We start from the raw sequence: 17,408 nt of genomic DNA on the forward strand, positions 1-17,408 counted from the left end.
ATTGTTCCTGCTGCATGCATCACTCCTTTTCCGCATTACCCAACGCTGCTATCGGCGGCCGTCTTTCACCGGCGTGGCCTGGCAACTGTTGCCGCTACAGCTAAACTGCAATTGCGGACGCCCACCATAGTCATTGATATAAGTCAGCACCGGGCTGTTGCCCAACGCACTGGCGCTAGCTTTGAGAGTGCCTTTCCCTTTCGGATCAATCATCAGTGGCTCAAAATCTTTCGCCGACTCACCCTTCACCCTGTCGCTGCCGTCCACCAATGTGACAAAATACGGTGTAGGGTTAATCACCACGTAGTTATTGCCCTGTCTGCTTAAGGTGATCTTTTCCTGCCATGGCGTCGCCATCTCAGTAGTGGTTTGCATTAATCCCTTGGGCCGATAGAACAGTTTGATGCGCGTCTGTAAGGCGATTTGCAACGTGTTAGGTTTATCGCTACGCGGTGGTATTTCACGCAAGTTGAAGTAAAACAGCGATTCCCGATCCTGCGGCAGACTACTGGCGGCCGGTAATCCCTGCACCTTCACCTGGCTCTTCTCTCCCGGCTCAATACGCTGCACAGGTGGCAGTACGGTTAACGGGCTGCTGATCTTGTTACCCTGCGCATCTTCAATCCATCCCTGCGCCAGATAGGGCAGCCGTTTATTCTCATTGCTTATGTTCAGGCTGAGCGATTTCTGCCCGCCGTCATAAATGACCCGGGTGCGATCCAGCGCGATGGCGGCAAGTGCCGATTGCGCCATCAAGATCGATAGCACCGTCCCGGCAATAAAAGCTGTTTTCATCTTCAATTTCATAGGGTCGTTCTCTTTCAAAAAATTTGCAGTTTTCCGTTGGTGTGAAAACATCGCTGCCAACGGTAGTGAGTCAAGTCCCTTGCTCGCTCAACAGGCGACACGGCAGCAGTAAATCCGTCTGGCTGCTGTTCGATAGCACAGCCGGAAGCACCATCTCGCACTGTGCTTTCCCTCCCCAGTGCACGGTCATTGATTCCCCCGTATTAATGCCGCTCAGGTACACACTGCCACCATCGTTGACGATGCCAACATCTTGCTTTTTCTGGTTCAAGACCGTGGCACCAAACGGGGGTGTGGAACCATCAGCTAGGCGGATCACCGCCATTGCCTTCTGGCCAGCAACCACATCAAATTTGCGATAGCCAATCGCTCCTTCGGTCAGAGTGGCCTGCACTACAGAGCGAAGGGCCTCGGCGTTGTCCGGCATTTTGTTCAGATCAATGTTGATCCGGTTGCGGTAATAACTACTCACATCAGCAATCACCATCTTGCCAAAGCGGTTGGTTTCGGCCGTTGCGCCATAACCATGGATTGGGATACCGGCAACGCCATCGGTATCCAACATCACCCTGGTACCGCCCAATATGCCGGCGCGGTGCAATGCCACCCCCTTCGGCGTTGCGGTCGCCCCCCCCTGGAGCGACATGCCTACCGAGGAGTAACTCCCTTCTCGATAGCTGGCGTTGGCATTCATTTGCGCGATATCACCCTGATGGTTGTAATAACCACTCGCCATCGCACCGCTGCGCGATATTCCCGTACTCACTTGATAGCTATCGTAGTTATTCACCCGATCGTAATAACTCACCTGATGAGAGTTATCGCTTTGATCCCAGGTATTGCTGTAACTGATGGAACCGCTGTTACCCCACGGCATCGACAGCGACAGGTACATACCATCGTCATAGGTACCATTATATTTATTGCGATATCCCGTCATCGACAGGCTCAGGTTTTTCAACCGACCCATATCAAAATAACGCGCTAACGTCAGGTTATAACGTTCATTCGTCGGCCTATCCCAATAGGTCTGATGGTTGTAGTTCAGATAAGCACTCAGCCCCAAGCTCCGGAACTGCTGGTTAAAGGTGATGGTGTACATCTCCTTGCTGTTCTGCGAACGGGTACCATAAGTCCGAGCATCCAGGTACTCACTCATGCTCATATAGTTCTGCTGCGAGAAGCGGTAACCGGCGAAGGTCACCTGGCTGTCGTAGTCGTCAAAGCGTTTCGAATAGCTCAGGCGGTAAGAACCACCGGATAGCGTCTTATCTTCTTGCGGCAAGGCGGCACGTGATTGTGTCGCGTCAAACGACAGCGCACCCAGTATCATCAAGTCCCGACCGATCCCCGCAGCGAGTGCGCCGTAATCCCCGCCAACCACGCTGCCGCCGTATAACGACCAGCCGTTGCTGATCCCCCAGGAAAACTCACCTGTGGCAAACAGCGGGCCATTGGTATGGTGCTGCCAATCGTTAGGACGGCCGCTCGCCAGCTTATAGCGCACCGTGCCAGGCCGGGTCAGATATGGAACGCTGGCAGTATCCAGCTTAAACTCCTGCACACTGCCGTCCTGTTCTTCCACCCGGACATCAAGCTGGCCGGAAACCATGTCGTTGATGTCTTGAATACGGAATGGCCCGGCTGCGACCTGCGTTTCCTGCAACAGACGCCCTTGTTGGCTGATAATCACTCTGGCATTGGTTTTGGCGATGCCGGTTACTTCTGGCGCATAGCCACGTAAGTTCGGCGGTAACATGTTGTCGTCGGTTACCAGGCTGACACCGGCAAAGCGGAAGCTATCAAAGATGTCAGAGTTGAGGTAATTCTCCCCAATTGTCAGTTTGGCCCCCAAACGCGGGATAGCTCGGTAAGCGTAATAGCGGCTCCACTCCCAATTTCGCTGCGTGCCTTGGGCAGAACCGGTCCGATGCTCTATGCGCGTTTGCCAATCGGCGCGTAAACGCCAGGCACCAAGATTGCCACCAACAACACCATTACCGTTGAAGCTAGAGTTTCTTGCTCCTTGCCGCTGTTGATTCTGGGTCTGGACGTTGACGTTATAATCAAGCAGCAGTCCCGGAATGCCATTGTCCCAGCGCGACGGAGGGTCCCAATTATTCGAGGTATATTCCAAATAGGCCTGCGGAATACCCAGGTAGAGTTTGGCCGCCCCTAAATCCCCTCTGGCAGTCATACCCTCCAGGCTACTGACGATCAGACATTGCCCCTGATGCCCCCAAGTCAGCTGGTTTTTCATTGCAGGCTTCAGACCAAATTGCTCTGCCAGCTCCGGTGTCACACAGGGCTCACTGCCTTTGGGATCGTTTTCCGGAACGACGAAAGTCACGAGCTGTTCCAACAGCTCTTGCTTATTAATATGGACCGACATTACGTAGTCACCCGGCATAATGTAACCACTGCGGGAGAACCGTTCTAAATCTATGTTTTCACGCTCTTTAACATCAAGAACATCGGTGTTGAAACTGAATTCACTGGCATGGGCAGAAAATAGTGCACCGCTTAAGATATAGCTAATGACCAACCCCAGGACACATGGGCGTGAAGGCAACGCCTTTGAATAGGATAACGCCATCATTTTCAGACCTTTTATATTATTCCATTAATGACTACTTCCATCATTTAAAACAATGATCGTGCGCTAAATTAAATGAATACCATCAAGTACGTAATCGTCACCCCGATAAAGTTACCCGGTGTACTCAGTAGTAATCCATTTTAAACTTCACCGTAGAGGAATATTGCCCAACATGTAACGACTGATGATTACTCACTAAACGCAGGGAGTAATTCAACTGCATCTCATTTGCGGCAATCTCACCGACGGGTAATGGCGTCCCTGGTATAGCAATATTTCCATAACTATCTGTAATTTGAAGAGCAATACCTTTAGCTTCACCTTCAATCCCAAACAGACCCGCATCATTATCACCTTCAAACGTGATTTGAAAATGCTGCCAGTTCGGTAACCACTTATCTTCTCTTGCCAAAATACAATTCACGAGTTGAATAGAGAAGGGGCGTATTCCGCTTTGCCCATCACGAGCAATTTGGCTCGCAGGCAATGAGCCCAAATTAATCGTTTGATCTTGACTAAGAGTACCTATCGCACAGGCGGTTTTAATAATGGCACCCGCCATATTGACTCGCCCCCAACCTTGAGGCTGTGCAGATTGCACCGGTCCCACAAAAGCGATATTCAATAACATAAAAAGAGCGGTACCGCCTATTTTTCTTAGCATAGACATGCTGCTCAACAGTGATAACCAGTGAAAATGCATGTGGGAAATCCCACATGCATGAGCGTAAATAATCTTACTGATAATCAAGAGTGAAGTTAGCGGTACTCTTGAAATCACCCGGGACGATGCTCGCAGAAGCACCGTCACCTTGCAGATAAGCAGAGAATAAGAGGGTGTTGTTGCCATTCTGCAGAGCTTGCGCAGTGATCGCCTCGTTCAGTTTAATGATCTTGCCTGAACCATCAACCATCGCGATGCTAGCCCCTTTCGCAGAACCAGTCATACCGAGCAGGCCATCAGTACCGCCAGGAGCACCGGTGAAGGTCGCCGTCACAGACTTACCTTTGTCACCGATGTTGCATTTTTCCAAGCGGATTTCAAAGTTCTTTGGCGTAGAAGTCCCTTTGTTACCATTCTCAGCCAACGCAACGTTAGAAATCTGGCCCAGCTTGACGGTCTGATCGATGGTGTCTGGGTCGATAGAACATGGTGCGTCAATGATAGAACCGGTGAAGGTTACGGTACCGTGGCCTTGGTCTTTAACAGGAGTAGGATCGGCTGCATGGGCATAAGAAGCGATACCCAGAGCCAAAGATACGCACAGTACAGTTTTGTTCAGTTTCATTCTATATTCCTTTAGATAGTAATAATGAGAGTTTTTTGTTTAATGGCCTAAAGCCCCTAAACCCCTGACTCTCTGATTTCCCTACGCACAGAGGTAACGATATATTTCGTTAAAAACCCACATGAACACCCAGATTAATGAGGAAAATATGAATCAAAACGAAATCCATCAATATCCTGTGCGCACGCTTGGCATGAGTTGATATCAGTTCACGCACAAACATTAATAAAAGCAATTTTAAACACTTAGCTTACAGCCAAGAACGCATGCCAAAAAACCAAGCCCTGCGTTGGTTTAAATTATTACAAAATTAGGCATGAAATTAAAAGAGCAAGAAAGATCTTATTGCAAATTCGCAGCAAATCCCTAAAAAAATAAAAATCACGTAATGAATGAAAAATAAATTACCAGAAAACACACTTCAAAAGTCAATAACTCCAAATTACAAAAACAAGCGGTATTTAATTTCAATTTTCCATAAGAAAACATATAATAACGCTAAAAACAGCATGTTTTGACGCTAAAAAAGACAGATGGAATGCTCGTGGAACAGGCAAAAAAGAACGAAAAAACAATTAAATCAATGAGATAATAAATGAATGAAAGATCTAAACACCAAGATATAGACTAACACATTGATAAAAATGAAGAAAATGGCACCCTCTCAAACTTATAGCGTGCCGCTTATTATTCTAGCGATGGAACGACAGCCTTATGTCCAAAGAGAATCCCACTCATTGACATAATGCCTTCTGCCAGCAGCCATTCCATCTGTTATTCCCTGGAATAAATGGAACCTTAACTTATGCGACATCAGGTGTGTAAAGCTTTCAACTGCCGCACGATAATGGCTAATTCTATCCGGTGAAAACATGCATCATCATAAAAAGACTTTGCAATTTCTCAGTCTGTCAGGCCTACAAATTTTACCGCTATGGCTGCTACTGGTTTGGTTACTCTTTATCATCCCTTTAAAACTGCCTAATATGGGTGGCAGCGGCCTCAATCTGCCACAAAATATTGTTTCTTGGGCCGTAATGGCAGGTGTAGTCACCACCATCTGGTTGACGCTTCCGGCCAACAGGAGCCTCTATCTTACCGTGACAGCTCGCTGGCTGTTATTGGCCATAGTGATGCTATTTATCCCGGTAATGTACACCTTACCGCAATGGCGAGATGCTGCACTGGCACGTTGGCTTGGATTAATGGGCGGCTGGGTTTTCTATGTCTCGTTGTTGCAATATCCCCTAACTCGTTTTGGCCGCCACGAGCTATTTTACGGCATATTAACAACAGCCACGCTCCAGGCGTTTATTGCTCTATTACAATTCGTTGCACCAGAAAGCGTTCCTATGTGGTTGGATTACCCGCATCTGAATGGCCGCCCTTATGGCGTATTCCAGCAAGTGAACGTGCTGGCCAGTTTTATCGCTACCGGACTGGCGCTGGCTTTGATGCTGTTTCTGCTTCCCAGCTTTACCTTTGCTCGTATAAGAACAGAGCGTTGTCGGCAATATATCCTGGGAGGATTACTGGTTTTGTTCTCCCTAGTATTAACGTGGTTGCAGTCACGGGCTGGTTGGTTAGGCGCAGGCACGGTCTGCGTATTGTTACTGTTACTGGGCTGGGGGCAGGCGAAAAAACAGACGCTTATTGCCATAGCTCTATTGGCCTGCGGTATCACTCTCGCCGTGATCCTCCAACTGGGGGGAGAGGTAGCCCATAGTGGTTCAAACCACGCTCGCCTGATCATGCTGCAAGATACCTTGAAAATGATTGGCGAAAGGCCTTGGTTGGGTTGGGGCTACGGTGGGTTCGAGTACAGCTTTCAGCACTATCGTCTTGACTTAGGGCTATCAACGCTAGGGTTGGGTGTCGTTCGCCATCCCCACAATGAAATCTTATTATGGTGGGCAGAAGGAGGCATCATTGCACTCGCGGGCATGGCCATTTTATTGTTTGCCGGATCAAGGCTGGCATGGCGGGCCTGGCGGCAAATCCGCCAACATCGGTCCGGTGAAAGTGCGGCATTGGTTATCGCACTGCTACCTTTGCTTTTGCATACGCAAACGGAATACCCGTTTACACTTTCCACTACACATTGGGCCATTTTTTTACTGTTGTTGGCGCTGTTAGACCACCCGCTAGGTGCCATAGCTGAACGTACCGCTATTGCTCCGGGCGCAATGGCATGTGTGAGCCGCGTGCTCCCCACCCTATCCACCGCAGTTTTCTTCATGGCGTGTACTGGATTATTCGCCAACCTCTCTTTAACCACCTTTGAGCGAGCTCAGTTCTCGAATGTAGACCCCGCACGTCGGTTGATGGCGTTTGATACTTGGGTTAACACCGAGCGCTGGCATTACGATCAACAAACGCATGCGCTACTGACGTTTAACCAAACGCGCGAGCCCCAGTTGCTCAGTAGCTATGTCAATTGGGCACAGCATTATCTTTCCCGTCGGGTTGATAAAAACGTTTACGCAACCTGGTTAACTATTGCGCAATACCAACAGGATCGCACGGCCCACCATCGTTTACAGCAAGAAGCCCAAGCATTATTTCCTGATGACCCGCGTTTTTTGGCAGATTTTGTTTATCAATAGCAGGAGGCTATATTATGACTCGCATGTTAAAAGTACTGATCGTCGACCCGGATCACTTTTTTGTTTCAGGTTTACAGCAGATTATGCTAAAGCACTTTCAAGCTAAAGGCATTACTGTCTCCTTTATGAATAATCAACTGTCTTATCCTATGGCAGATCTGATCATTTGGGCGCCAGGTTACTCAACGACCCTGATGCCGACAAGGCTGCTGGCAAGAAAAGCTCATCAAGCACCATTGATTATCATCATGTCGCGACAGATAACACATTTATCTACGCACACCATGCCATGGGTGTTCTATCGCCATGAGTGCCACACCATTTTATTAGCCTTAATTGACCAAGCATTAATTGCCTCTGCTATTGAAAAAAAAAGAGAAGGCTCTAATCAACAATTAGAGAACGATTATAAATCGCTTAGCCTGCGACAGCGTGAGGTTATACGCTATGTTTTAAAAGGCATGTGCTTAAACGAAATTGCCAATAAATTAAAAATCCATATAAAAACGGTTAGCAGCCATAAGCGCGCGGCTATGGATAAATTACAAGTCAATCGGACAGCCGAACTCCATCATTGGTTCATCCGCAACCCCATGCCCTAATACAGGAGGAAGAGGAAGGGGTGCTCTCAATTATCTATTTTATCCCTTTATTATCAGCGAGATTTTCCTGTGGTCCTGATTGAGGTAGTTTTTCGCCACCGTTACATCGCTTTTACGCACCTCTTCGCCTTTATAGCTGCTCAACCCCATATGAGGCTGGCTGGCATCGGCACGCTGATGGATGAGTTCGGCAGCGGTATGGCCGGTACAGGCAAAATGCAGTTTGTTCTGGATGGTTTGAAAAAACAGCGTGGTCTCTTTGAGTGAGGGCTGATAGTCGGCGGCTAACGCAAAGATCTCTCGTACCCGCAAATAAACCCGGCGCTCGCTGGCGCGGATATCGCGGATGCGTTCCAGCATCTCGTCGAAATAGTCAGGTACAGACGATGTTCCAACGGGCGGATTTTTCAGCCGTTCGTCATCCATCACGAAGCCTTTGATCAGGTATTCCTGGAGAGTTTGGGTGGCCCACTGACGGAATTGGGTGCCTCGGGCTGATCGGACGCGGTAGCCGACCGCAAGGATCACGGGCAGGCTATAGTGAAGCATATTGCGGCTTACCCTACGGCTCCCTTCCTGTTGAACTTGTAAGTAAGACTTACAGGTTGCGTTTTGTACAAGTTCACCTTCTTCGTAGATCGCTTTGATGTGTTGCGTAATGGCTTGCGGAGTGACCTGGTAAAGGTTCGCAATGGTCGCTTGAGGCAACCACAGTGTTTCGTGCTCAAAGCGGCATTCAACGCGCACCTCACCGTCATCACTGGCAAACATCACAAATTCGCCCGCCGGGGATTGAGTTAAGTGTTTATCTGCCATGCCGCCTCCGCTTTAATCCGACTTACCATGCTGTATCTGCTTAGTATGCCAGAGATAGCTGTTGGAGCTCATTACACGAATGGTGTTTATTTTGCGTGCAGTTACGCAGAAACAACCGCTGACCTCGTCCTGGTTAAGGCAATGCAATGAACACTTTATCAATGCCTCCAGATTGATGCTAAAAGATCCCCTTTATCCCTATGCCGCTCACAGATTCATTACTCGCTGTTATCTTTCGACTTCTTTCAAATGTATACATCCTGTAATCTATTAAGAAAATACTAACTATGGTGGGCGTATGGCAGGGAAAGCCGTGATTTTACAAGGCGACAAAACCTCTCATGGTGGAGTCGTGTTACAGGGATCGTCAGTGATGCAGTTCTGCGGGACGAACGTAGCGCTGGTGGGGCATTTGGTTTCCTGCCCGCAATGCAAAGGTGTCTTCCCCATTGTCAGTGGTGCAGAAACTGCACTGGTCGGTGGGGTGCCTGTGGCGCTGGAAGGCATGAAAACCGCCTGCGGGGCCGCTCTGATTGCTTCACAACATGAATGTAATGCCTGACGGCAACGTCGTTCAGCGCTAATCACTCCGCCAGAACCGGCAGAGTCGCAAAATAATGGACAAGACTCTTCACCAGGGAGCAAGGATGCCGTGGCTACGTTAGATACGCTACAGACCGATTCAGACATTTTCCCACCGCGCACCTCACTGGCCGCCGGGCTGCTTGCAACGCTGAATGGCAGTGAATATGCGGTGAGCCACGCGGACATCGCACTGTTGCTGCGCGCCCTGCCGGAACAAGGCCATGGCGTCACCCTCAACATTCTGCTGATTGATCGCCTGCTGCGGGAACTGGAGCGGCGCCTGAGTGCCCAGATGGACGCAATCCTGCATGCTCCGGCGTTTCAGCGCCTGGAATCGACCTGGCGTGGGCTGGCCCTGCTGGTCGATAACATCCCGTTTCATGAAAACATTCAGCTGACGCTGCTCCATGCCACCCAGGAAGAGCTGCTGGCGGATTTCGAATTCTCCCCAGACATTACCTCCTCGGGCTATTACCAGCATGTCTATTCGGCAGGCTATGGCCAGTTTGGTGGGGTGCCGGTAGCGGCGGTGATTGGCTGCTACGATTTCACCCCCGGTGCAACCGATATCAAACTGCTGCACTACCTCAGCGTGGTCAGCGCCATGGCGCATGCGCCGTTCCTTTCGGCGGCAGACGCCACCTTCTTCGGCGTTGATTCATTGGCCGATCTGCCCTCTATTCTTGATTTGGACGCGGTCATGGCTGCACCGACACATATCCGCTGGCAGGCGCTCCGGGCTACCCCGGATGCCCGTTATCTGGGGCTGACCGTGTGCCGTTTCTTGCAGCGCGAGCCTTATACCCCGGCGTCACAGCAGGTCCGGCAATTTGTCTATCAGGAACAGATCGGAACACATCAGCACCTGCTGTGGGGCAACAGCGCCTTTTTACTGGCGCTCTGCCTGGCGGGCAGCTTTGCCCGTTATCGCTGGTGCCCGAACATTATCGGGGCGGAGAGCGGCGGAGCGTTCCGTAACCTACCCGCGCGCTACACTGCGGCGCTGGGGCGTTGGCAAGAAAAGATCCCAACCGAGACGCTGCTGTCGGACCAGTGGCAGTACCGCTTGTCGATGGCCGGGTTTATTCCGCTTGGGGTGCGCAAGCAAGGGCAGGACGTGGTGTTTTATTCAGCCAACTCAATCCAGTCGCCGCAATATACCGACCTCACGCCTGAGGGGATGAACGCTCGGGTCAATGACCAGCTGGGGGCGCAACTGCCTTACCTGTTTATCATCACCCGGCTGGCGCACACCATCAAGGTATTGCAGCGTGAACGGCTGGGTAGCTGGCGCAATCGGGGCGACCTGCAGCATCAGCTCAACAACTGGTTAAAACGCTTTGTCTCCGATCAGGAGAACCCACCCGCCAGCGTTCGCAGCCGCCGCCCGTTACGCGCTGCACGCATTGAGGTGCAGGAAGTCGCGAATGATCCCGGCTGGTATCTGACACAGCTGCATGTGCAGCCGCATTTCAAACACATGGGCTCCAACTTCGTCCTCGCCTTGACCGGGCGTCTGGATAAATAACCTCCAAGACAGGATGTCTTCAGCATGAACCGGGATAAACATCGGCCATTCCCTCCAGCCCGTCGGCGCAAAGCGCTACACCAGGCTGCCGAGGTGCTGCAACAAACACATGCCCCGCTGGTTTCCTTCCTGACCGCCCCCAACCACGACCCCGATGTGGAGCGGCAACTGGAGGGCATGGCCTGGATGACCGGGCAGTTAGAGGGGCAGTTGGCAGACCAGCTCCCGAACCTCACCCACCATATGCTGGCCCTGTTGTGGCCCTATTTTCTGCGGCCCACCCCGAGCATGACCGTGCTGGAATGGCAGCAGGATTACCTGTCGGATCCCGCGCAGGCTTGCCCCCAGATTGCCAAAGGGGCCACGGTGGTCAGTATTCCGCTGCCGGTAACGACCGGTAAGGAAACGCTGCGGTGTCATTTCCGCACCTGCCGTGATACCCGGCTGTGGCCGTTACAGGTGCAGGCGGTAAGCCGCGAGCAGCGGCACGGCCATGACAGCCTGTGCCTGCAACTGGTCACCACGGCGGATCGGCCGCTGGATCTCACTAGCCTGAACGGCCTGCGGCTGTATCTGGGGGAAGACCTGCACACCGGGCAACAGCTGCATTTGTGGCTGAGTGAATACCTGAGCCACGCCACGCTGGAAGTGGGGGGAAAGACGTGGCCGCTGCCTGAGCTGGCGCTCACGCCGGTCGGTTTCAACGACGAAGAGGCCCTGCTGCCCTGGCCACAGAATGCCGATCCCGGCTATCGCCTGTTGCAGGAACACGCCTGTTTCCCCAACGCCTTTTTATTTATGGACGTGACGGGCTTCCCCAGCCTGCCTTCACTACCTGCCCCTCACGGGTTTACCCTGCGGTTCACCTTCTCCCGGCCTTTACCGTCCGCCCTGGTTATCAACCGCCAGACAGTTCGCCTGCATTGCACGCCCGCCATCAACCTGTTCAGCCATTACGCTGACGGGGTCAACCTCGATGGTACGCAATCAGAGCTGCCGTTATTCCCCAGCGTGCGCCATCCTGAGGATTACGACGTATTCTCGGTGGATGAAGTGACCGGCGTATCAGCCCTGAGTGATAGCCCCCGCCACTATGCGCCGTTTGAACGCTTTAGCCAGCAACAAGACGCGGGGTATTACCATGTGCGGGTCACCTCGTCGCCCGCGGGGGGCTTGAACCATCACCTGGCGTTGATCCGCCACGGTGAAAACCTGGACAACCTGCCGCCGGAATCGGTGTCCGTCCGGCTCACGTGCAGCCACCGCCGCTTGCCGTTGCACCTGAAAGTAGGAGAACTCCGCCAACCGGCCACCGGCTGCCCGCCTGGGGTTCGCGTACACAATATCACCCGCCCATCGGTCCCCCTGAGCCCAAGGTTGGATGCCACCTTGCAGGCGGCCCTGCTGCGTAATCTCTCGTTGAACAGCCGCTCACTGCTGACGCTGACGGCACTGCGGCAGGTGCTGAGCGCCTGCGATCTGCCCGCCTGGCACAGTGAACTGGCGGCAGGGGTCTCCCGGCGGCGCAGGGAGGGGTTACTCAGCCTGACCGTGCGCCCGGCTGAACGCCATATCGACGGTGTGCCGATCGATGGCCTGGCCTCCACGCTGACGGTGCGGCTCCAAGGGGCGTTTGACTCGGAAGGCGAGCTCTATCTGTATGGTCGGGTACTGGCACGGTTCCTGGCCCAACGTGCCAGCGTCAACCATTTCCATACCCTCACCGTGGTTAACCAAGATAATCAGGAGTCTTACCGCTTTCTATGATCCCTAGTGCAGAGCAGGAGCAGCAGCTCCAGGTTATCGCCGATAACGTTAGCCAGTATGACTTCTACCGCCTGGTGGAAGGGTTGAACCGGCTGGCGGGCATCGATCCGGCCCGCACACTCGGCCTACCGCCGAACCGTGAGGCGTTGCGCTTTACCGCTGCGGCCGGGTTGGGCTTTGCCGCCAGCGATGTGGTGGCGTTGCAACATGAGCCAGGTGGGCCGCTGCGCCTGGAGGTGAGCTTTCTGGGCCTGCAAGGCAGCCAGTCGCCCTTGCCCTATTACTACCTGGATGACATTGCCGGGAGCACTGCGCAGGGAGAGACGCGGCTCAATGATTTTCTGGCGGTGTTCAACCATCGGCCCCTGTCGTTGGCGCACCAGATTTGGCGCAAATACCGCTATGAGATCACCTTCAAACCGGGGGGCCGCGATGCCACCTCGGGGCGTATTTTTGCCCTGATAGGCCTGGGCCATCCGCAGACGCGAGAGCAGTTGGGTATCAATGCCGAAACCATGCTGGCCTACGCCGGTCTGCTGGCCTCACCGGGTCGTTCGCCGGAGGTGATCGCCCGCCTGGTCGGCCACTTCTTTTCACTCCCAGATGTGACGGTTCAGTCTTGTATGCCCCACGTCATGACGTTGAGTGACGAACAGCAAAATCGCCTGGGGCAGGTCACCGCCGTGCGCGGGCAACGCCATCAACCCCGTTCGCTGCTGGGGGGTAACTTTGTCATCGGTAGCCGGATGCGCGATCGCAGCGTCAAATTTCAACTGTCGATCAATGAGCTCTCGCAGGAACAGTACCTGTCGTTTTTGCCTGACGGTAAGCAGCATCGCCTGCTGGTCAATTTTGTCGAGTACATCCTGCGCGAACCGCTGGTCTGGGATCTGCGCCTGACGCTGGCACGGCATCAAGCCGGGGGGCTGAAGCTCGGCGACACACAGCGGACCCAGTTGGGGTGGACCACCTTTGTGGGGCAACCCGAAGAGAAACCCTACACCCTGTTGCCTGTGCGCAGGTAGCCAACGTCAAGGATTGATATGAACTTTACCGATCATCTCAGAGAGGAACATGCCTACCTGCGTGCACTGGCGGACAAGGTGGGGCAGGAAAAACCCGCACTGGCCGCGCAACTGGGCCGCCATGCGGGCGATCCGGATGTGGAATGCCTGATCCAGGGGGCGGCAATGCTGAATGCCGGGCTGCGGCAACGCCTGGAGGACGGCTTCCCCGAAGTCACACAGGGGCATCTTGCGCGTACCTGGCCCTTCCCCCTGCGGCCTATTCCGGCCTGCGGCGTGGTGAACGTCAGCGCCAAAGCCAGCACGCTGGATGCGCCGTTAACCTTGCCCGCAGGAGAATCGCTCTCCCTGTTATCCGACGGACGTACGCAGGTGTTCCAGACCTGCCATGCCTTGACGCTACAGCCGCTGGCCCTGATTGACCGGCAGTTGCTGGTCACCCACTCCCACAGCGAGATCCGCCTGACGTTTCAGTACCAGGGGCCGGGGAATACCTGGCCAACCCAGCCGCTGTCGCTGTTTCTGGGCGATGATCCGCAGGTGGCGGCGACGCTGACCCTGTGGTGTGAACAGCATCAGGATCGGCCCGTGCTACAGGTGGAAGGACGACAATGGGTGCTGGAGACGGTGTTGTCCTCCCCACGGCCCACTGCGGATAACCGCATCCTACCGCACGAGGGGGAAACCACCTGGGCGCTGCAGAGCCTGGCCGAATACCTGTACCTGCCCCATGTGAATGATTTCCTGACGCTGGATTTTGGCCCGATGCACTCAGGGCTGACGTTGGGGAACAGCCGCACTTTTACCGTCATCCTCACGTTCAACGGGGAGATCCCGCTCACCCAGGCCCAACTGGCGTCGGCCTTTATGCTGCACTGCGTCCCGGTGATCAGCCTGGCGGCACAGAAAAGCGCCCCCCTACGGCTGCACCCCGGGCAGAGCGTTTACCCGCTGCCGTATGCCGACGATCGCTGGGTGTATGCCATCACCGGCGTCAGCATGCTGGAAGAGCCGGATACCCTGCGGCGGGGCCGACGGGTGCAATTCCAGCCCGACAGCGAACTGACGCCGGAATCGCGTTATGCACCCGACGCCGGGTTGGCGCTGTTTTACACCGTGCGGGTCAGCGGTGATGTCCTGGGGCGGATGCAGCATGAACTGGTGCTGTGCAACAGTGCCGGGGAGCCGCTGACCGAGCCCCCTTGCCGGGCCGTGGTCTGCGATCTGCTCACCACCTCGGCGCACTCGCCCACGTTACCGCTTGGCTCCCCTTTCCTGCTCGGCATGGCGGTGACCGACACCTTGGACGTCACTACCGCCACCCGATTTTCGACCCCGTACCCGGCGGTGGTGGACAGCCATCACCATTGGCGGCTGATGGCCTGCCTGTCGTTCAGCCCCGCGCTTCTCAACCACCGGGAAACGGTGCAGCGGGCGATCGACGACTTCTGCCTGCACGCCCGGCACAACCTGCCCCAGGTCCGGCACATTCGCCGGGCGGTAGAGGGCATCACCGCCGTCAAGACCGAACCGGTCAATACCCTGATGGGGGAACGGCTGCGGCGCGGTTTGCAGATGACCCTGACGCTCGATGACCCGGCGTTCGACAGCCCCGGCGAAGCCTACACCTTTGCGGCGGCGCTGAGCGTCTTCTTTACCCATTGCCTGACCACCAACAGCTTCCTGCTGCTGGATGTGATAACCGAACCTTCACAGCGGCGCTGGGCATTGCCCCTGGCGCGCGGCCAACGAGCCATGATGTGAGACACCACAAGGAGTGAACGATGGACAGTGGATTATTTTTCAGCAGCCAACTCGGTGAACTGCCTCCGGACACCTTTGACGTGGCCGGTTTTACCCTGGAAGAAGGGTTGTCGACCCTGTTTACCCTGACGGTGAACCTGGTCAGCACCCGGTCAGACATCGAACTGGAAGCCCAGTTGCTGCAGCCGGGGGCATTGACCGTCACCGTCAGTGGCAAGGAACAGCGCACGATCCCAGGGCTGATCGCCAGCCTGACTCAGGGCGAAAGCGGTTTTCGCCGCACCTACTATCAGGCGGTGATCCGCCCGGATGTCTGGGTACTCAGCCTGAAACAGGACAGCCGGATCTTCCATTTCCTGTCGGTGCCGGACATCGTTAATCAGGTACTGGACGAACACCGCATCCCTTACCAGAGCCAACTCCAGCAGACCTATCCACCGCGTGAGTACGTGACCCAGAAGCGCGAAAGCGACCTGGACTTCATCCTGCGGCTGATGGCCGAGGTGGGGATCAGCTTCTGGTTTGAAGATAACGAACTGGTGTATGGCGATTCGCACCTGAGCATGACGGAAGGTATCCCGCTGACCTTCAACCCGCATATCCAGTCGCCAACCCAGGGCGACATCGCCCATCGGCTGACCCTGGGGGCGTTCATGCAGTCACGGGAAAGCGTGCTCAAGGACCGCGAACACCGGCGGCCCGATCATCCCCTGCAGTTTAAGCAGAGCGACCCGGCATTGGGCGGTGAAGCCACCCAATACTCGGTATTTGAGAGCTATGGCCGTTATCAGGATGACCAGACCGGGCCGCAGCTCAGCACCGTGCGGCTGGAGGCCATGCAAGCGGGTACCCAACAGGGCGCGGCAGAAACCAACAGTATCCGGCTGATGCCGGGCACGATTTTTACCTTGCAGGGCCATCCGGTGCAGGCGCGCAACGATCGCTGGCAGGTGATCACCGTCAGCCACCGTGGGGAGCAGCCTGCCGCGCTGGAAGAAGAGAGTAACGGCAGCGGCACCACCTTCACCAACTCGCTGACCTTTGCGCCGGGGAATATCGACTGGCGGCCAAACTACCGTTACAAACCGTTGGCCGACGGGGACGAGGTGGCCACGATCGTCGGGCCCAAGGGCGAAGAGCTGTACGTCAACGAACTGGGCTGGGTACGGGTGCATTTCCACTGGAACCGTTACGACCCGGCGGATGAAAAAGCCTCCTGTTGGGTGCCGGTCTCCAACCAGTGGGCGGGGGACGGTTTTGGCTCGGTGACGCTGCCCAGGATTGGCCAGGAAGTGCTGGTCAGCTACCTCAACGGCGATATCGATCGCCCGGTGGTGAGCGGGCGTTACTACAACGGCCTGAACAAACCGCCGTATCCGTTACCGGCCAACAAGACCAAATCGGTCTGGCGCACCAAATCGCACAAGGCCGAGGGCTTTAACGAACTGTCGTTTGAGGATGAGGCGGGCAGCGAAGAGATTTACCTGCACGCGCAGAAAGACCTCAAGGCCCTGGTCAACAACGATGCGCACTGGGACATTCGCGCCAACCAGAGCAGCAAGATTGGTGGCAACAGCCTGAGCGAAATCGAGGGCAACCGGGAAAACCGCATCAAGGGCGAACTCACGCTCCACACCAGCGGCAAAAAGTCTGAACTGGCCGACGGCGAATCCCATTTGCAGGTTGGCAGCGCCTATGTGGTGAAGGCTGGGCAGGAAGTGTCGGTAGAAGCCGGGGCCAAAATCACCCTCTCGGCGGGCAGTGAACTGACGCTCAAGGCCGGGGGCAGCTTTATCAAACTGGCACCGGGGGCCATTTTCACGTCGTCGTCGTTGCAGGTAGGCAGTGGCTCTGCGGGCAGCGGGCAGGGCGTCAACCTGAAGATGCCGGGTGTGGTGCCGTTGTTGGCCGCTCCCACGCTGATCCAGCAGGGTGTGCTTAGTAGTGATGCCCCTTATTGCGAAGAGTGTGAGAAATGTAAAGAGGAAGGGTGCGCAATTTAATTGGCCACTCATCGTCA

At 54.6% G+C, this 17,408-nt stretch carries 12 protein-coding genes and 1 pseudogene; 8 read left to right on the plus strand and 5 right to left on the minus strand.

What is annotated here, in order from left to right:
• Positions 1–48: 48 nt before the first annotated feature.
• The 4 genes from N6G83_RS43375 to N6G83_RS43390 all read right to left on the minus strand — a co-directional run bounded on the left by N6G83_RS43375 (position 49) and on the right by N6G83_RS43390 (position 4,695).
• Positions 49–795 carry a fimbria/pilus periplasmic chaperone gene (locus N6G83_RS43375; protein ID WP_282440813.1) on the minus strand — a complete coding sequence of 249 codons (747 nt, stop codon included), beginning with the start codon at positions 793–795 and terminating at the stop codon, positions 49–51.
• Between the two features lie 82 nt (positions 796–877).
• Entirely contained in the window at positions 878–3,403 is a 2,526-nt protein-coding gene (locus tag N6G83_RS43380; RefSeq protein WP_211135731.1) for an outer membrane usher protein, read from the minus strand.
• Positions 3,404–3,530: 127 nt separating this feature from the next.
• Positions 3,531–4,109, minus strand: a complete 579-nt coding sequence (locus tag N6G83_RS43385; RefSeq protein WP_260524167.1) for a fimbrial protein — start codon at positions 4,107–4,109, stop codon at positions 3,531–3,533.
• Between the two features lie 34 nt (positions 4,110–4,143).
• Positions 4,144–4,695 (minus strand): fimbrial protein, encoded by a 552-nt coding sequence (locus tag N6G83_RS43390; protein WP_098929244.1) that lies wholly within the window; start codon positions 4,693–4,695, stop codon positions 4,144–4,146.
• A gap of 872 nt (positions 4,696–5,567) precedes the next feature.
• Between N6G83_RS43390 and N6G83_RS43395 the strand changes: the two genes are divergently transcribed.
• Both N6G83_RS43395 and N6G83_RS43400 read left to right on the plus strand, forming a co-directional pair.
• Positions 5,568–7,301 carry an O-antigen ligase gene (locus tag N6G83_RS43395; RefSeq protein ID WP_260524168.1) on the plus strand — a complete coding sequence of 578 codons (1,734 nt, stop codon included), beginning with the start codon at positions 5,568–5,570 and terminating at the stop codon, positions 7,299–7,301.
• Positions 7,302–7,315: 14 nt separating this feature from the next.
• Positions 7,316–7,903, plus strand: coding sequence for a response regulator transcription factor (locus N6G83_RS43400; RefSeq protein ID WP_211135939.1), 588 nt, complete (start codon positions 7,316–7,318; stop codon positions 7,901–7,903).
• 72 nt (positions 7,904–7,975) lie between these two features.
• Here N6G83_RS43400 and rhuM read toward each other — a convergent pair.
• Positions 7,976–8,719, minus strand: a pseudogene (rhuM, locus tag N6G83_RS43405) (RhuM family protein); the annotation flags it as partial.
• A gap of 298 nt (positions 8,720–9,017) precedes the next feature.
• Between rhuM and N6G83_RS43410 the strand changes: the two are divergent.
• The 6 genes from N6G83_RS43410 to tssI all read left to right on the plus strand — a co-directional run bounded on the left by N6G83_RS43410 (position 9,018) and on the right by tssI (position 17,391).
• Entirely contained in the window at positions 9,018–9,281 is a 264-nt protein-coding gene (locus N6G83_RS43410; protein ID WP_071682755.1) for a PAAR domain-containing protein, read from the plus strand.
• Positions 9,282–9,371: 90 nt separating this feature from the next.
• Positions 9,372–10,832, plus strand: a complete 1,461-nt coding sequence (gene tssC, locus N6G83_RS43415) for a type VI secretion system contractile sheath large subunit (RefSeq protein WP_211135940.1) — start codon at positions 9,372–9,374, stop codon at positions 10,830–10,832.
• A 24-nt stretch (positions 10,833–10,856) separates the two neighbouring features.
• Positions 10,857–12,599: a type VI secretion system baseplate subunit TssF gene (tssF, locus tag N6G83_RS43420; protein WP_211135941.1), complete on the plus strand. Its 1,743-nt coding sequence runs from the start codon at positions 10,857–10,859 to the stop codon at positions 12,597–12,599.
• Positions 12,596–13,624, plus strand: a complete 1,029-nt coding sequence (tssG, locus tag N6G83_RS43425) for a type VI secretion system baseplate subunit TssG (RefSeq protein WP_211135942.1) — start codon at positions 12,596–12,598, stop codon at positions 13,622–13,624. The genes tssF and tssG overlap by 4 nt, the downstream gene beginning before the upstream one ends.
• Positions 13,625–13,642: 18 nt before the next feature.
• Positions 13,643–15,388: a type VI secretion system baseplate subunit TssF gene (locus N6G83_RS43430; RefSeq protein ID WP_211135943.1), complete on the plus strand. Its 1,746-nt coding sequence runs from the start codon at positions 13,643–13,645 to the stop codon at positions 15,386–15,388.
• A gap of 20 nt (positions 15,389–15,408) precedes the next feature.
• Positions 15,409–17,391, plus strand: a complete 1,983-nt coding sequence (tssI, locus tag N6G83_RS43435) for a type VI secretion system tip protein TssI/VgrG (RefSeq protein ID WP_260524169.1) — start codon at positions 15,409–15,411, stop codon at positions 17,389–17,391.
• Positions 17,392–17,408 lie beyond the last annotated feature (17 nt).

The organism is Serratia sp. PL7 (genome assembly GCF_945957435.1).